Origin of the sequence: Amphritea sp. HPY (genome assembly GCF_050870985.1) — a bacterium.
Lineage (GTDB): Bacteria > Pseudomonadota > Gammaproteobacteria > Pseudomonadales > Balneatricaceae > Amphritea.
On record NZ_CP194015.1, the window covers coordinates 2201767 to 2218336 of the forward strand.

11 protein-coding genes are annotated in these 16570 nt (G+C 50.4%); 6 read left to right on the plus strand and 5 right to left on the minus strand.

The features are described 5' to 3' along the window. Positions 1-32: 32 nt before the first annotated feature. On the minus strand, positions 33-977 hold the full coding sequence (locus ACQUQM_RS09925) for an AEC family transporter (RefSeq protein ID WP_432474320.1): 945 nt from the start codon (positions 975-977) through the stop codon (positions 33-35). 188 nt (positions 978-1165) lie between these two features. Here ACQUQM_RS09925 and bktB point away from each other — a divergent pair, with 188 nt between their 5' ends. Continuing rightward, positions 1166-2350 (plus strand): beta-ketothiolase BktB, encoded by a 1185-nt coding sequence (bktB, locus tag ACQUQM_RS09930; RefSeq protein WP_432474321.1) that lies wholly within the window; start codon positions 1166-1168, stop codon positions 2348-2350. A gap of 461 nt (positions 2351-2811) precedes the next feature. After that, positions 2812-5985 carry a bifunctional proline dehydrogenase/L-glutamate gamma-semialdehyde dehydrogenase PutA gene (gene putA / locus ACQUQM_RS09935; RefSeq protein WP_432474322.1) on the plus strand — a complete coding sequence of 1058 codons (3174 nt, stop codon included), beginning with the start codon at positions 2812-2814 and terminating at the stop codon, positions 5983-5985. A gap of 59 nt (positions 5986-6044) precedes the next feature. Here putA and ppnN read toward each other — a convergent pair whose 3' ends face one another. Together ppnN and cobB are read right to left on the minus strand one after the other, a co-directional pair. Next, positions 6045-7430 carry a nucleotide 5'-monophosphate nucleosidase PpnN gene (ppnN, locus tag ACQUQM_RS09940; protein WP_432474323.1) on the minus strand — a complete coding sequence of 462 codons (1386 nt, stop codon included), beginning with the start codon at positions 7428-7430 and terminating at the stop codon, positions 6045-6047. Between the two features lie 282 nt (positions 7431-7712). Then, positions 7713-8417, minus strand: coding sequence for a Sir2 family NAD+-dependent deacetylase (cobB, locus tag ACQUQM_RS09945; protein ID WP_432474324.1), 705 nt, complete (start codon positions 8415-8417; stop codon positions 7713-7715). A 132-nt stretch (positions 8418-8549) separates the two neighbouring features. Between cobB and ACQUQM_RS09950 the strand changes: the two genes are divergently transcribed. From ACQUQM_RS09950 to ACQUQM_RS09960, 3 genes are all read left to right on the plus strand, one after another. Beyond that, the gene (locus ACQUQM_RS09950; RefSeq protein ID WP_432474325.1) at positions 8550-9938 is read left to right on the plus strand and encodes a PhoH family protein; all 1389 of its coding nucleotides are present in this window, start codon (positions 8550-8552) and stop codon (positions 9936-9938) included. A 167-nt stretch (positions 9939-10105) separates the two neighbouring features. After that, positions 10106-10366: a membrane protein insertion efficiency factor YidD gene (gene yidD, locus ACQUQM_RS09955; RefSeq protein WP_432474326.1), complete on the plus strand. Its 261-nt coding sequence runs from the start codon at positions 10106-10108 to the stop codon at positions 10364-10366. A 161-nt stretch (positions 10367-10527) separates the two neighbouring features. After that, positions 10528-12729, plus strand: a complete 2202-nt coding sequence (locus ACQUQM_RS09960) for a hypothetical protein (protein WP_432474327.1) — start codon at positions 10528-10530, stop codon at positions 12727-12729. A gap of 84 nt (positions 12730-12813) precedes the next feature. Here ACQUQM_RS09960 and ACQUQM_RS09965 read toward each other — a convergent pair whose 3' ends face one another. Beyond that, on the minus strand, positions 12814-13623 hold the full coding sequence (locus ACQUQM_RS09965) for a mechanosensitive ion channel family protein (protein WP_432474328.1): 810 nt from the start codon (positions 13621-13623) through the stop codon (positions 12814-12816). A gap of 267 nt (positions 13624-13890) precedes the next feature. On the opposite strand from ACQUQM_RS09965, the gene ACQUQM_RS09970 reads away from it, so the two are divergent. Next, positions 13891-15633: a DEAD/DEAH box helicase gene (locus ACQUQM_RS09970; protein WP_432474329.1), complete on the plus strand. Its 1743-nt coding sequence runs from the start codon at positions 13891-13893 to the stop codon at positions 15631-15633. Positions 15634-15673: 40 nt separating this feature from the next. On the opposite strand, the gene ACQUQM_RS09975 is transcribed toward ACQUQM_RS09970, so the two are convergent. Next, positions 15674-16540, minus strand: coding sequence for a LysR family transcriptional regulator (locus ACQUQM_RS09975; protein ID WP_432474330.1), 867 nt, complete (start codon positions 16538-16540; stop codon positions 15674-15676). Positions 16541-16570: the final 30 nt, after the last annotated feature.

A 16570-nucleotide genomic window follows, 5' to 3' on the forward strand; every position in this document is an offset into this window, starting at 1 on the left:
GAGTTATAAGTTGTGAGCTCTGGCTATTAAAGTTACAACGTCCACTGTTTCAGATATGGCAGTAACAGCGCCAAAGTCACTATTGATGCTAATGTTGTGACCATAATCGTTGCCGAAGACAATGTCACCCGGGTCCGATACTGTTGCGCCAGTACAAAGACCATCGCCCCGGTTGGCAAGGCTGCAAGCAGCACCGCACTGACGGCCCAGAACGGTTCAAGCTGCAACACCCATACCGCAATCAGATACACTGCAAGCGGATGCACCACCAGCTTAACCAGGCTCAGCCACCCCAGCTCAAAACCGGCGCCTTTAACCTGCAAGCCATAGAGCGAGATACCCAGCGCAAAAAGAGCCACCGGTGCAGCTGAAGGCGCTAGCATCTCAAGAGGGGTAAGCAAGGCCACCGGCAAACTGACCCCACTCACTGAAACAGCCATACCCAGCAACGGCGCCATCATCACCGGATTCTTAAGCAACGCCTGCAGCAGCAGGGAGCGTAATTTCTGCATGATACTGCCACTGCTTCTCTGCAACTCCGACATCAGCGCCAATACCAGAATAAACAGTAGATTACTGGCCAAAGTCGAAATCACAACCGGCAGAGTACCCTGCTCGCCAAACATAAAATAGAAGATCGGCACGCCCATATAGACGGTATTAGGCCAGGCCGCGTTCAGCGCGACCACCGTCCAGTCCAGGGGAGCTTGCAATGTCATCCGCCGCCAGGCCAGAAATGCAACAGCGACGGCGATAACGGAACCACCGATGTAAGCCAGAATAAAGCCCCAGTGCAGTACCGCACCGATATCTACTTTTGCGGTGGACAGAAACATCAGCGCCGGTACTGCGATATAGAAGACGTACTGATTCAACGCCTGGGCACTGTTCTCTTTCAACAACTCTGTTTTACGACTTAGCCAGCCCAGAGCCACCAGCAGAAAAACCGGAATAACAATGTCGAATAGCATCGCCATGTAATAATTGCACCTGAATCGAGGGATTCTATTTCGGTAAAAGTGATAAAGACGCCCATGTTAACAACCTGGGGCTAATTATCTACATCTCCCCAGGTGTGTTTAGCTGCCCGCAATGTTAATTTGGACGATGACTGCAACTATCTTATTTCATAACAATAATAATTATTTGAAGCAGGGACTAAACCATGAGCAAGAGAGAAGTAGTAGTACTTAGCGGTGTGCGTACCGCTATAGGTGGATTTGGCGGCAGCCTGAAATCCAAGACCCCGTCAGAACTGGCAACCACATGCGTGGCCGAAGCAGTTCAGCGCTCCGGGGCTGAAGCCGAAGATTTTGGCCACAGTGTATTCGGTAACGTTATCCATACCGAACGACGTGATATGTACCTCAGCCGGGTCGCCGCTGTTAACGCAGGGTTACCCCATGAAACACCTGCAGTCACAGTAAACCGCCTATGCGGCAGCGGCCTGCAGGCGATCATCACAGCAGCCCAGCAGATTGAACTTGGCGTATGCGATGCTGCCGTTGCCGGTGGCGCTGAGGTGATGAGCCAGTCCCAGTACTGGATGCCAACGGCCCGGTTCGGCCAGCGCATGGGCGATGCCGCTATCGTCGATGCAATGGTAGGCGCTCTGACCTGCCCGTTTGACGATACTCACATGGGTATTACCGCCGAAAATATCGCAGAAAAATGGCAGATCAGTCGTGAAGACCAGGACGCCCTCGCGGTGTTAAGCCATAACAATGCCGAGCGGGCGATCACCGAAGGGCGTTTTAAAGAGCAGATCGTCCCGGTAGAACTGAAATCCCGCAAAGGGGTTACCCTGTTCGATACCGATGAGCACCTGCGCTACGGCTGTGAAACTAAAGATATGTCTAAGCTGCGCCCGGCCTTCAAGAAAGATGGTTCAGTCACCGCTGGTAACGCTTCTGGCCTCAACGATGCGGCCGCAGCAGTGACCCTGATGGCCGCCGAAACGGCACAAGCCAAAGGCCTCAAGCCGATGGCACGAATGGTCAGCTACAGTTTTGCCGGCGTTGAACCTAAATATATGGGTATCGGGCCGGTGCCGGCAGTGCGCAAACTGCTGGCTGAGGCAGAATTAAGCGTTGCCGATATCGATGTCTGGGAAGTCAACGAAGCCTTTGCCGCACAGGCACTGGCAGTTTGTCGTGATCTGGAGTTACCGCAAGACAAAGTTAACATCAATGGTAGCGGTATCTCGCTTGGCCATCCGATCGGCGCGACCGGCGCTATTATCACTGTTAAAGCGCTGCATGAACTAAAGCGTAGCGGCGGCCGTTACGCGGTAGCGACAATGTGTATCGGCGGCGGCCAGGGCATAGCGGCACTGTTTGAGCGTATGTAATTGTCCAAGCCAACCGATCCAAGGAGCCTACGAATAAGTCCTGACGGCACTCTGGCTTATGGGAAAGTTCACACTCAAGGAAGAACTTTACAGTAATGTCTGGACCTTATAATAAGTTCAGACACAGAGTGTGGGCTTTCCCGTAAGCCCCGTAGGGCAAGCCCTGAAGCCCGCATCTACTGCGTTGAAGTTCTGATTAAGGACTATGGCCATTAATAGCAAACTTCGCCTTGCATCTACAGGCTTCAGGACTTGCAGAGCACGAACAGGGCTTGTTCGCAGGCTCCCCAATTAAAGGCGCTACCGACCCGGATCTGTAGCGCCTTTTTTCTGACTCATATCTGCGAGATAATAAAACGCTTGTTTCTCACCATTTTGGTGCCCTGTCGGAATTCTTCTATTGTCACTAACAAGTGACCATCTATTATTATGATCAACATTAATCTGCCCCTGGTACCTCCATGTTCCCGTTGTCTCTATACTTTTCCGATCAACAGGTAAAATGGACCGCCAATCAACTCTGGGCCAACATCCCTTCTTACTATTGCTACGATGAAGTCGCACTGACGGAGCAACTGCTTGAGCTTCATAGCGCCGGCACATCATCTGAAAACGCAGCTGATCACTGTCAAAGTTGGGTCAGGAATATCCGCGAAGAGACTGAGCAGCAACACTATCTCGATCAGTTTCTGAAAGCATTCAGCCTGGAAACCGATGAAGGTATCGTGCTGATGTCACTGGCAGAAACCCTGCTCAGGATACCGGATAAAGCAACCGCCGACGCGCTGATCGAAGACAAGCTAACCTCTGCCCAGTGGCAACTGTACCTTGCAGATGAAAACCCGGTGCTGCTGAACACCTCCGTCTGGGGACTGGCCATCAGTCAGCATCTGATATCGGCCGAGACCAGTCCGGATAGTATTTTTGAGCGATTGATTAACCGGATCAGCAGACCGGTAATCCGCACAGCACTGACCCACGCAATGCAACTACTGGGCGATCGCTTTGTTTTTGCACCCGATATTCAGGGCGCGATGCAGCGCATCCACGACCTTGGCCGCAACCAGACCTGTTCTTTTGACATGTTGGGAGAAGCAGCAGTCTGCAGCAAAGATGCTAAGCATTATTTCAGCGCCTATCTTGAAGCGATAGAAACGGTGGGCCAGAGCGGTGAACTGAACCGCCCCCTGCCGTCAGTATCTATCAAGCTTTCGGCCTTGCACCCCCGCTTTGAACCGCTAAAGCAGCCGACGGTTGTTAAAGAGGTGGTAGAAAGGATGCTACACCTGATTATCACGGCGCGGCAATATGACGTACAGATCACTATCGATGCAGAGGAATCCTCCCGCCATGAACTGACCTTGCAGGTCTTTGCTGAACTATTCAGCAATGAGATCTGCCGTAACTGGGGTGGTCTCGGCATTGCTGTCCAGGCCTATTCCAAACGCGCCCTGCCAACACTTGGCTGGCTCAGCTTTCTTGCCAGCGAATCACAAACGGCCATCCCTGTGCGGCTGGTAAAGGGCGCATACTGGGATAGTGAGATCAAACTGGCACAACAAGCCGCGCTCCCCGACTATCCGGTCTATACCCTGAAACCGGCAACCGACCTTTCCTATCAGGTCTGTGCAAACTTCATACTCAGCCAGCATTGCCCCAACCTGATACCCCAGTTTGCAACCCATAATGCGCAGACCATCAGTTATCTGCTGCAATCGGCCTGCGACCCGGCCAGCGATTCAGCGAAAACAGCCTTTGAGTTCCAGCGCCTGCACGGCGTGGGTGAAGCTATCTATCAGCAGGCACTCAGCGAACAAGCCGATTCTGTTTTGCGGGTATACGCGCCAGTAGGGGTACATCAACAGCTACTTCCCTATCTGGTCAGACGCTTACTGGAAAACGGCGCAAACAGCTCATTTGTGCTACAGCAGTTCAATACGCAAATATCGACCAGACAGATCTGTACTCCACCGGCACTATTATTACAACAACAGCCCGGTTTAAGAAACCAGACGATCCCATTACCGGCCGATCTGTACCAACCATTACGGCACAGCGCCCGCGGCCAGATCATTGACTCCTCGCAGCAAAGAGAACAGCTATTCAATCAGATCGCGCAGTTCGAACATAAGCAGTGGCACTGCACTGCGCTGATCCATGGTGAAGCAGCACCCGCTAAGCTCTCTACGGCTCTTTGCAGCCCTTATGATCTCAGTCACCAGATTGGTCAGCTTTGCCCCTGCGATGAAACCCAGGTCCGGGAAGCTTATAGCGTAGCCAGGACCGGGTTCATCAGCTGGAACGCAACTCCGCTTATAGAGCGGGTTGCAGTTATTAAACGCTTCGCCGGATTGCTGGAAGAAAACAGCGCCGAACTGATCGCCCTGTGCATTGCAGAAGCGGGCAAGAGCATTACCGACAGTATCGCCGAGCTACGTGAAGCGATCGATTTCTGCCATTACTATGCGACTCAGGCAATGACCTCCCTTAAGCCTGTCGAGATGCCCTCGATAACCGGAGAGCTAAACATTCTCAGCTACGAAGGCCGGGGGATTTTCGTCTGCATCAGTCCATGGAATTTTCCTCTGGCGATCTGGACCGGTCAGGTGGTGGCGGCGCTGATCTGTGGCAACAGTGTGCTGTCAAAACCCGCCTCTGCTACGCCCCTGATCGCATACCGGGCGACGGAACTGCTGCTCGAGGCGGGCCTGCCTGCAGATGCAATCAGCCTGCTGCCTGGCAAGAGCGAACAGATCGGTGAAGTTCTGACCGGAGACTTCCGTCTGGCTGGCGTTGCCTTTACCGGCTCGACAGGGGCTGCAGCAACCATTGCACAGCAGGTTAATAACAGACCCGGCGCTCCCATCATCCCACTGATCGCCGAGACCGGCGGCCAGAATGCGATGATCGTCGATAGTACAGCCCTGCCGGAACAAGTGGTGAAAGATGTCCTTCACTCAGCCTTTAACAGCGCCGGACAGCGTTGCTCGGCACTACGGGTACTCTATCTTCAGGAGGATACTGCAGAACAGATTGAAGCATTGCTTATCGGCGCGATGAACACCCTGAAGATAGGTATGCCATCGCGGCCTGACACCGATATCGGACCTGTGATCGATCACCACGCCCTGAACAACCTGCACGGCCATATTGAACACTGCCGCCATCAGGGCCTGATAATCCATGAGCTTGAACTGAGAGAAGAGCTTAATGTCGGATATTTCGTTCCGCCAACCCTGATTCGACTGCACAGCATCAATGAGCTGAACGGTGAACACTTTGGACCGATCCTTCATATCATCCGCTATCAGGCCGATAATCTGGAACGGATCATCGACGAGATCAACCGTACCGGCTACGGCCTGACTCTGGGAGTTCATTCCCGAAACAGCCAGATCATCAACCGTATCAGCCAACAGGCACGGGTCGGCAACATCTATATCAACCGCAACCAGGTAGGCGCCGTCGTCAGTTCACAACCATTTGGTGGCATGGGTCTTTCAGGCACCGGCCCTAAAGCCGGTGGCCCGAACTATCTGATGCGTTTTGTTCAGGAAAAAACCATTTCGACCAACACGGTCGCCAGTGGCGGCAACCAACAACTTTTTAATAACGCGTATCAGAGCAATCGTTAAAGCGCCGGGTAAACCCGGCGTACTTATAACCAGCAAAGCGATTAGAAAGTGATAAACAATTACTCTGCCAACGCTTCACTAACCAGTTTGTAACAGGGTTGGTATTCTTCAAAATTAATTTTCATCCGGCGCTGTTCAACAAACGAACTAAGCAATGTATCAAGCGCCTCCATCATTGACTCCTCACCACTGAGTTCAAACGGGCCATACTGTTCAATCGCCTGTATTCCCGGCTCTTTGACATTACCTGCAACAATACCTGACAACGCCTGCCGTAACGTCGATGCCAGCAGATAGTCCGGCTGCTCGTGACTCAGGTCCAGTGCTGCCATATTTTCATGGGTCGGTTCGAACGGTTGCTGAAACTCTTCCGGGATATGCAGCTGCCAGTTAAAGTGGTAGGACTCGCTGGTGGCTTTACGGTAGTCGGTTACATTATCCAGCCCCTGCTTCATCTGCAACGCCACCTCATGGCCATCGCCGGTAATAATCTGATACCGTTGCGCGGCTTTATCGCCTAAGGTGCCGCGAATAAAGCGATCTACTGTGGCAAAATAAGCTTCACTGCCTGCCGGGCCGGTGAATATCAGCGGGAACGGTATGTTGTGATTCTTCTCATGGAGCAATACCCCCAGGATATACAGGATCTCTTCTGCGGTACCTGCACCACCAGGGAAAACAATAATGCCGTGGCCAAGCCGGACAAAAGCTTCCAGGCGCTTTTCAATGTCTGGCATAGTAATCAACTCATTGACAATAGGGTTGGGCGATTCTGCAGCAATGATGCCTGGTTCAGATATGCCGACGTAACGGGCATCAGCAATACGCTGTTTAGCATGCGCAATAGTGGCACCTTTCATCGGCCCTTTCATTGCCCCCGGGCCACAACCGGTACATACCCCATAACCACGCAAACCCAGCTCGTAACCAACCTGCTTAGTATATTCATACTCTTCACGCTGAATCGAATGACCGCCCCAGCAGACTACCAGATTCGGTTTAATATGGGGCTCAATAGCATTCGCGTGACGCAGAATATGGAATACCATATTGGTTATCTGTTCAGATTCCTGCAGACCATCGCAACACTTATCCAGCTCATCCCCCACATAAAGCAGATCGCGCACGACAGAGAACAGATGTTCACGAATACCCTGAATAATTTCACCATCAACAAAGGCACTGGCTGGCGCATTGACCAGTTCCAGCTGCACCCCGCGGTGTTTCTGAGCCACCTGAATATCAAAATTTTTGAACTTGGCAAGCACCTGCTTGGTACTGTCCAACTCACTACCACAGTTCAATACCGCCAGAGTGCACTGTCGAAATAGCCGGTACAGACCCGCCTGATTGCGATCCTGCAGTTTTGCCACCTCATAAGGTGACAGCGTATCTAAACTATCCAGTGGTGTAATATTCGCAGTTACATATTGCTCTGTATTCATAATATTGCCCCTTTATCAAAGGAAGGTGAAAACAACCCCCTTACGCTCCCTCTTTAAAAAAATAGAGGACTTTCAGAGAATGCATTGGACTTATTCGTGCTTTCCCCAAGACTCCGTGAAGAGATAAAGCCGCCTGTACACGGGGCTGTTCTGTGACACCTTTAAAGCTACTTCTAAACTAGTTATAAACTGTTTCTAATATTACTTCGACCCATAACGGCTCTGCTAAGTTCACCATTTAACTATAGGCAAGGAAACCAACTTGTACCACTAACCCATTGATTAACTGAGCAAATTTTGAACAAAAAGGGGCACTTCATGGCTCGCATTGCCATAGATGTGGTGATCGAAAGCCGATTGCTGCTTTGAAGGTTCAAGGTTAATTTCAACCGTTTCAGCTCCCACACTGTTTGCGATATCAACAAACCCCGCCGCAGGATAAACATGCCCAGAGGTACCGACTGAAAGAAACAGATCGCAGCGCTCCAGCGCATCATAAATCAACTCCATCTGCATCGGCATCTCACCAAACCACACGATATCAGGCCGCAACGTTCCGGTTGCATGGCAACAGGTACAGCGAGCATCGGGCAATACACTATTTTGGGTATGAAAAATCTGGCCCGATGTCGTACAGCGAAGATTGAATAACTCACCATGCATATGGATCAGTTTTTTACTCCCGGCCCGCTCATGCAGGTTATCTATATTCTGTGTAACCAATAACAGTTCACCGCTGAACCGCTGTTCCAGTTCTGCCAAAGCCTGATGTGCAGGATTAGGCCGAATATCCGGCTGTAGCAGGGTCTCGCGACGTTTATTATAAAAACGATGCACCAGTTCAGGGTCCCGTTGAAACGCTTCCGGAGTCGCGACATCCTCAATACGATGTTCCTCCCAAAGGCCATCGGCGGCACGAAAAGTCTTGATTCCTGATTCAGCAGAGATCCCCGCTCCAGTCAGAATAACGATCGATTTAGCGGCCATATATCACCCTTAAATTTTCCACTGCAATGGGTTTAATCCTACGCCAAGTTCTGGTTAACTATCTATACAGGCAAGGATTTTTCCTGGAACCTGTGCATAAAATATTGTTCGTATCGAGAAGGAAACCACACTATGAGTGCTGATAAACTCTATATCCTCGACACCAACGTTCTACTGCACGACCCTAACTGCCTCTACGAATTTAAAGAGCAGGATGTCGCTATCCCGATGACAGTTCTGGAGGAACTGGACAGTATCAAGGACCGTAAACAAAGTGTGGCCCAGGAAGCCAGACATGTTATCCGGGCAATTGATAACATTCTCAGCGCGGCTACCTCTCCGACACAAATTACCAAGGGGGTCCAGATACTGGTTCCCGGTACCGGTGATGACTCAAAACTGGGCAAACTCAGTGTATTCCCCGATCATGAATTAACATCCCGACAGGGTTTCCTGCCGATCGAAAAGAACAACGACAACCGCATTATCAATTGCGCCCTCCACCTGCAGTCCAGCGATCCGCATCGCGATATTATTCTTGTAACCAAAGATATCAATATGCGCCTCAAAGCCATGGGGGCGGGTTTACAAAAGGTTGAGGATTACCGTAAAGATCAGCTGGTTTCCGATGTCGAACTGTTGCCGTCCGGTCATTACCACATCGAAGGTAACTTCTGGGAAAAAGTAAGCGATGTAAAAAGCTATCAGGAAGGTCCTAATACCTATCATAAGGTCAGTCCCGACCTGCTCCCGGAAGCCTACGTTAACCAGTATGTTTTTGATGACTCTAACGACTTTGCCGCCCGGGTGGAATCCATTGACCACGAAAAAACGGTGCTGCGAGATCTGGGTTTCGGTCATCTGATGCAGCAGAGTTGCTGGGGCATCAGTCCGATCAATATCTATCAGGCCTTTGCTATGCAGTCCGTGCTGGATGAAGATATTGATCTTTGCGTTCTCAACGGAGCAGCAGGCTCAGGTAAAACCCTTGTTGCTCTGGCCTGTGCGCTGGAGATGGTGATCGAAGAGGGTCGCTATAATAAGATTATTGTGACCCGATCCACACCGCCGGTCGCCGAAGATATCGGCTTCCTGCCGGGCACCGAAGAAGAGAAGATGACCCCCTGGCTGAGCTCCATACATGACAATCTGGAAGCGATGCATGAGAACGATGACCGCCCCCAGAGCAGCGTCAAATATGCGATAGAGAAAGCCAATATCCAGTTCAAATCGCTCAACTTTATCCGCGGTCGTAGCATACAGGATGCCGTAGTACTGATCGATGAAGCCCAGAACCTTACTCCGCAGCAGCTGAAAACTATCCTCACCCGTTGTGGTAAGGGCAGTAAGATGATCTGCCTGGGTAACCTGGCCCAGATCGATTCTAACTATCTGACCCCGCTGACCTCCGGTCTGACCTATATCGTTGAACGCTTCAAAGGCTTTGATGGCGCCGCCAACATCCACTTTGAGGGGATATTCCGTTCTCGTCTTGCGGAATACGCTGAAGAGCACCTCTGATCCGAATAAGCTAATTAAAAAGCCGTTGCTAACTGCAGCGGCTTTTTTATCACTATGTCTGCATAACTCCAGCCTGCTTATAATTCCGGCCCGGTTTGCTGCAAGCTCAGGATAGGATTAAAATTGTAATCTTTAGTGTTATTCCTGCTTACCAACCGGCTATTCCTATGATATTGCGACACGCGTTTATTTTTCTGGTTAAGGTCTACCAATATCTGGTGAGCCCCTTTCTGGGACCTAACTGCCGCTTTTACCCGACCTGTTCCGCGTATACCATCGAAGCGATCGAACAGCATGGTATTTTTAAAGGCAGCTGGCTCGGAATCAGAAGAATTGGTCGTTGCCACCCGTACAACCCAGGTGGTTTCGATCCGGTTCCTGGCTGTAACTGTAACGATTCTGCTGAATCGGATAAATCGGACAAATGACCTGACACAAAATCCAATCATATTTTTTTAGGTTTTGCTTACTTTTCCCCCATTAAATCAACAACAACCTGCCAAATTGACAAGCCTGCCATTGACCCCGGTTACAACAATGTCTATAGCTTAAGTTAGCTTGATTTTTTCTCATCGACGAAGGGTTAACAATGTTCAGTTCTCTGACAGTTATTATTGTTATCACTCTCTATATGGCGGTGCTGTTTGGCATAGCGCAAATAGTTGAGCGTCGTATTGAAAGTCGCGCTGAAAGCTTTAAAGGCCCCTGGATATATGCCCTTTCTCTGGCGGTATATCACACCTCCTGGACCTTTTATGGCAGTGTCGGCTTTGCCGCCAGTTCAGGCCTGTTGTTTCTTGGGGTTTACCTCGGCGCCATACTCAGTATCGCTTTCTGGTGGTATTCATTACGCAAAATGGTGCTGGCGAAAGAGACCTTTCGTATCACCAGCATCGCTGACTTCATATCCACCCGATATAACCGTTCGGAAAAAATCGCCGCACTGGTAACAAGTATCGCGCTGCTGGGCGTACTGCCCTATATCGCCCTGCAACTTAAAGCCGTGGTCAGTTCATTCCAGCTGATCACTGCCCATGAAAGCTCAACCATGGGCTGGGGTACTTCAGGCCTGCTGATTACCCTGTTTATGATCGTCTTTACCATTATGTTCGGGCTGCGCAGACTAGACCCAACCGAACGGCATCAGGGTATGATTACCGCTCTGGTAGTAGAGTGCCTGGTTAAGCTGGTTGCCTTTATAGCGGTTGGCCTGTTTGTCAGTTTCAGTCTGTTTAATGGCTTTGATGACATCACTAATCGAATAATTGATGCCGGATTTGAGCGGGTTATCAGCTTCAGCGGAGTCGAAAACAGCGGAGTGATGTGGCTCACCCTGATCGTACTGAGTTTTGCTGCTGTACAAAACCTGCCACGCCAGTTCCATGTTGCGGTGGTGGAAAACGCCGATCAGAAACATATAAAAACCGCTATCTGGCTATTCCCCCTGTATATGGTCCTGATCAATCTGTTTGTTGTGCCTATCGCAGCAGGCGGGTTATTGATGGGACTACCGGAACAATCCGCTGACTTTTATGTTCTGTTGTTACCCCAGATGGCGGGCAACGATTTTTTGACCATGCTCGCCTTCATCGGCGGATTCTCTGCTGCCACCGGTATGATCATCATTACCACTATGACGCTCTCCACCATGGCGTCCAACCACCTTATTCTTCCGGTCATAGAACGCTTGCCTGCCTGCGCAATACTGAAACCCTACCTGCTGCAGATCCGCTGGATACTGGTCACCCTGATCCTTCTGGGCAGCTACGGCTTTGCTATCGAATTCAGCGATTCCTACATTTTGGTTGCGATCGGCCTGATCTCATTTGTTGCCGTACTGCAGTTCACCCCCGCGTTAATGGGAGGCATATTCTGGAGCCGCGGCAACAGTATGGGAGCATTTGCCGGACTCAGCGCAGGCTTCCTGTTGTGGGGCTACACCCTGGCTATCCCGACATTTGTTAAGCATGGCTGGCTCTCCCAGCAGATTCTCGATCAGGGGTTTCTGGGGATCAGCCTGCTGCGACCGGAGGCCCTGTTCGGCCTGGAAGGTATGGGCTCGATTCCCCACAGTGTATTCTGGACCATGCTGTTTAATGTCGGTTTCTATATCTTCGGCTCTTTGCTCTACAGCCCGCACAAGTTGGAACGTACCCATGCCACAGAATTCATGTGTGCCATGAACCCGGCACCCGTACATAAGAAGGCCCGCCCCACAGGATTAGAAAGGTATATATCCCTCGATGATAAACTTAACGAAGCCCGCACCCTGCTTGAGGAGTATCTCAACCCCGATAAAGCGTTAGCGGCAGTTTCACATATCACTGAAGACCTTCAGGTTGCAGGAAAAGACCATATAGCCATTATCGAATTATTAGAATTTCATCGTATGCTGGAGCACGTTCTGTCCGGTTCAATCGGTTCGGCCAGCGCCCATAAGGCGATGGAAAGCAACATTCGATACAACAGCCGCGAAGCATCCGACCTTAAAGCACTGTATAGCCACCTGATGACCGAATTAAATCAACAGCAGATTCCTGGCGCTGTACCGAGCAAAAAGATCCCTCAAAGTACTAATTACGGTCTGGTGGACGAACTCCAGACCAAGCTACATAAGCTGGAACAATCAGTAAAAGTACAGGAAAAACAGATAGAACAACTGGAAGCAAAGCTCGAAATTCGCTATCAGGAGATATTCCGATACCGGCTGGAGACCCAGAAAATTGGCCAGGAAAACGACACCCTCAGGCATCAGCTGGAACAGACCCTGAAGATCGAGCACGAACAGTAATAAAGCTATTTCAGCCTCAGATTGTCGATAAAAAAACAGCCGCTAAAGCGGCTGTTTTTTCTCATCCAGGCAAAAGATAAAAGCTTATATACTTTCTACTTTGTGCTGATGAATATCCATCTGCGGATAAGGGATAGAGATACCGGCTTCATCGAAACGTAACTTAACAGTTTCAGTGGTATCAAACATCACGCCCCAGTAGTCACCCGACTTGACCCATGGGCGTACCACGAAGTTGACGCTGCTATCAGCCAGCTCTGAAACTGCGATCACCGGAGCCGGATCCTGCAGCACTCGCTCATCTGAAGTAATAATCTCTTCCAACAGGGCTTTGGCTTGCTTCAGATCATCGTCATATCCGATACCAAATACCATATCGACTCGACGGGTATCCCGAGCGGAGTAGTTAGTAATAACACCGCTGTAGATATTACCGTTAGGGATAATGATTTCTCTGTTATCACCGGTACGCATGATGGTGTTGAAGATACTGATATGCTCAACCACACCAGAAACACCTGCCGCCTCAATGAAGTCGCCTTCCTTAAACGGACGGAATACAATCAGCATAACCCCGGCAGCAAAGTTCTGTAGCGAGCCCTGCAGTGCCAGACCAACCGCCAGACCAGCGGCACCAACCAGTGCAATCAGTGAAGTAGTATCGACACCCAGCTGATCGAGTGCTGCGACGATAATTACCAGCAACAGTAAAATATTAGCTATGGATGAGATAAAGTTAACCAGTATCTCTTCCGTACCGCCTTTACGTAAAATTTTCTGCAGTAAGCCCACCAACATCTTTGCAACGATGCGCCCGACAAAGAAAATCGCCGCTGCAAAAATGATATTAATAATCCATGGCAGTACATAGACATCAAAAAATGAAAGATCCATATTTCCGTTCCCCGTTATATATAGAAATCTGAAAGCCCGTTAAGACATCAGGCAAGTCCCCCCTATCCATAAGACTGCCTATGAATTGAGTTCCCTCTGTCCCTGATTCAGATAATAGTAGCTTAACAAAAAAAAGCCCCGGAATTCACTCATAATTAATCTATAATCCCCTGAATTACAGGCTTTTTCCTACGCATATACAGGGTTTCCTTAACAGCAGATGAGCAACCTCGGGTACTGCCATAATAACTGGATTATTTATACTCTATGAGCCAATTCACACTACGTGACTACCAGCAGGATGCGGTGACAGCGACGATCCGCCATTTCCGCAAAAGTGATGATGCGGCAGTGATCGTACTGCCCACCGGAGCAGGTAAAAGCCTGGTCATAGCTGAACTGGCCCGCCTTGCCCGGCGTAAAATCCTGATTCTCGCCCATGTCAGAGAACTGGTTGAACAGAATCATGACAAATACAGAAGTTACGGTCTCAAGGCGGGAATCTATTCTGCAGGCCTGAAACAAAAAGACAGCAGCCATCAGGTTACCTTTGCCAGCGTGCAATCGGTTGCCAGAAACCTGGAGGATTTTGCCAATCAGTTTTCACTGGTTATTGTCGACGAGTGCCACCGTATCAGCGATGACGAAAACAGCCAGTACAACCAGATTTTCGAGCAGCTAAAGCAACACAATCCAGGATTAAAAATACTCGGACTGACAGCCACACCGTACCGCATGGGTATGGGCTGGATCTATCGCTATCATTACAGAGGTTTCAGTCGGGCCGAACAAGCCCGCCCGTTTCAACACTGTATCTATGAGCTGCCCCTGCAATACATGATAAAACATCAATACCTGACGCCACCGAAACTGGTTGACGCAGCCATTGCCCAATACGACTTTTCAAGCCTGCAGGCTAATCGCCTGGGTAACTATCCGGAACAGGAAGTTAACCAGTTGTTGGCACAGCACCCAAGGGTAACCCGAGCTATCTGCGAACAGATCGAAGCGTTAGCAGAATCCCGCCATGGGGTAATGATCTTTGCCGCCACCGTTAACCACGCCCGTGAGATTCAGGGTTACCTGCCAGCTGAAGAAACGACGCTGATCACAGGCCAGACGGATAACAATGAGCGGGATCGGCTGATTCAGCAGTTTAAGCAAAAACAACTTAAGTATCTGGTTAACGTCGCCGTACTGACCACGGGATTTGACGCCCCTCACGTCGACTTCATCGCCATTCTTCGCCCGACCCAATCGGTGTCTCTGTACCAGCAAATTGTCGGCCGCGGCCTGCGCCTCGCTGAAGGTAAAGAGGACTGCCTGGTGATGGACTACGCGGGTAACGGTTTTAACCTGTTTCACCCTGAGGTCGGTCAGCCGAAGCCAGACAGTGGCAGTGTGCCGGTACAGGTTTTTTGTCCGGTCTGTGAGTTTGCCAATGTGTTCTGGGGTAAGACCGATGAAGAAGGCAATATCCTGGAGCATTTTGGTCGCCGCTGCCAGGGCGTTGAGGAACAGGATGGTGGCCGGTTACAGCAGTGTGACTATCGCTTTCGCTTCAAAGAGTGTCGTTACTGTAATGCCGAGAATGATATTGCCGCACGCCGCTGCCACAGCTGTGGCGAGGCGATCATTGACCCCGATGATCAGCTAAAAGCTGCACTAAAGCTGAAAGACGCAATGGTGATTCGCTGTGCCGGCATCTCCATGTCAGACAACAGAGGAAAGCTTAAGATCACCTACTTCGATGAGCAGGGTGAGGAACTTTCAGAGCAGTTCGATATGAGCAAGCCCAATCAGCGCAAGGTGTTCGATAGTATATTCGGCCGACGCTTCGCTCAAGGCAGCCAACCGGTACAGTTTAACAGCCTTGCTGATGTATTAAGCGTTGCCAACCTGTTCAGCCATCCGGATTTTGTCATCGCCCGTAAGTCTGGACAGTTTTGGCGGGTAAAGGAGCGGCTATTCGATTATCAGGGCAATCACCGCAAGGCTAATCAGCTCTGACAATCATTCTGTAATTGGTCCTTCAATCTCACCGTCAAGATTAAGCAGTCGGTCCACCAGGCTGATCCGGTAGCCACTGCAGCGATTCAAATAAACGCTCCATCACTTTTAATCTTGGGGTCTTTCTATGCTGAATGAACTGCGTCGGTACCAGCGCGATATGATCAGGCAGTGGCTCCATCGCCAGACTATCCCGGTAAATTGATCTTTCAACCACATTTTTCGGCATCAGAGTGATACCCAGCCCTTGCGCCACACAGCCGAGAATACCCTCCAGCGTGCCAAGCTCACTCAGCTCATAGCTTTGCCCGGCAAATTCCCGATCCCATTGCAGGGCTTTATCCCGGTATACACAACCGGCACGAAATACGACAAGATTATTTGCCGGCTCTAGACCGATCGGCCTGACCAGCATCAGTTGTTGCAGCATCACATCAATAGTAACCAGATCAGGATGCTCAACCGGACCACCGACGAAAGCACAATCGATGCGGTGCTCCAGAACTTCGTCAATCAGAATCCCGGTGGTCGCAGCGGTAATACGCGGCTGCAGCTTAGGACAAATCTCCCGTAAAGCACCCAGCAATTGTGGCAGATGGGTTGCGACAAACGATTCCATTCCGCCGATTTTCATTTCAGCGGCGCCTTTCTCGGCTAAACGTACTGCAACCCCGGCCTGGCGCTCTAATTGCAGGATCTGCTCGGCATATTCCAGCAATATCTGCCCCGCCCTGCTTAGCTCCAGCCCCCGCCCTTTACGGTAAAACAGCTTAGTGCCCAGTTCCTCTTCAAGTCGCTGAATACGGGTAGTGATATTGGACTGTACCGTATTTAACTGCCGGGAAGCCGCCAGAATACCGCCCTCTTTTGCGACCTTCTCGAAAGTCTTTAATGCAACCAGTTCCATCCTATACGCTCCAGCCAGCACAGCATTAAT

Coding starts and splice junctions, on each gene's coding strand:
- ACQUQM_RS09925 (WP_432474320.1), bottom strand. CDS start 977: ATGGCGATGCTATTCGACATTGTTATTCCGGTTTTTCTGCTGGTGGCT.
- bktB (WP_432474321.1), top strand. CDS start 1,166: ATGAGCAAGAGAGAAGTAGTAGTACTTAGCGGTGTGCGTACCGCTATA.
- putA (WP_432474322.1), top strand. CDS start 2,812: ATGTTCCCGTTGTCTCTATACTTTTCCGATCAACAGGTAAAATGGACC.
- ppnN (WP_432474323.1), bottom strand. CDS start 7,430: ATGAATACAGAGCAATATGTAACTGCGAATATTACACCACTGGATAGT.
- cobB (WP_432474324.1), bottom strand. CDS start 8,417: ATGGCCGCTAAATCGATCGTTATTCTGACTGGAGCGGGGATCTCTGCT.
- ACQUQM_RS09950 (WP_432474325.1), top strand. CDS start 8,550: ATGAGTGCTGATAAACTCTATATCCTCGACACCAACGTTCTACTGCAC.
- yidD (WP_432474326.1), top strand. CDS start 10,106: ATGATATTGCGACACGCGTTTATTTTTCTGGTTAAGGTCTACCAATAT.
- ACQUQM_RS09960 (WP_432474327.1), top strand. CDS start 10,528: ATGTTCAGTTCTCTGACAGTTATTATTGTTATCACTCTCTATATGGCG.
- ACQUQM_RS09965 (WP_432474328.1), bottom strand. CDS start 13,623: ATGGATCTTTCATTTTTTGATGTCTATGTACTGCCATGGATTATTAAT.
- ACQUQM_RS09970 (WP_432474329.1), top strand. CDS start 13,891: ATGAGCCAATTCACACTACGTGACTACCAGCAGGATGCGGTGACAGCG.
- ACQUQM_RS09975 (WP_432474330.1), bottom strand. CDS start 16,540: ATGGAACTGGTTGCATTAAAGACTTTCGAGAAGGTCGCAAAAGAGGGC.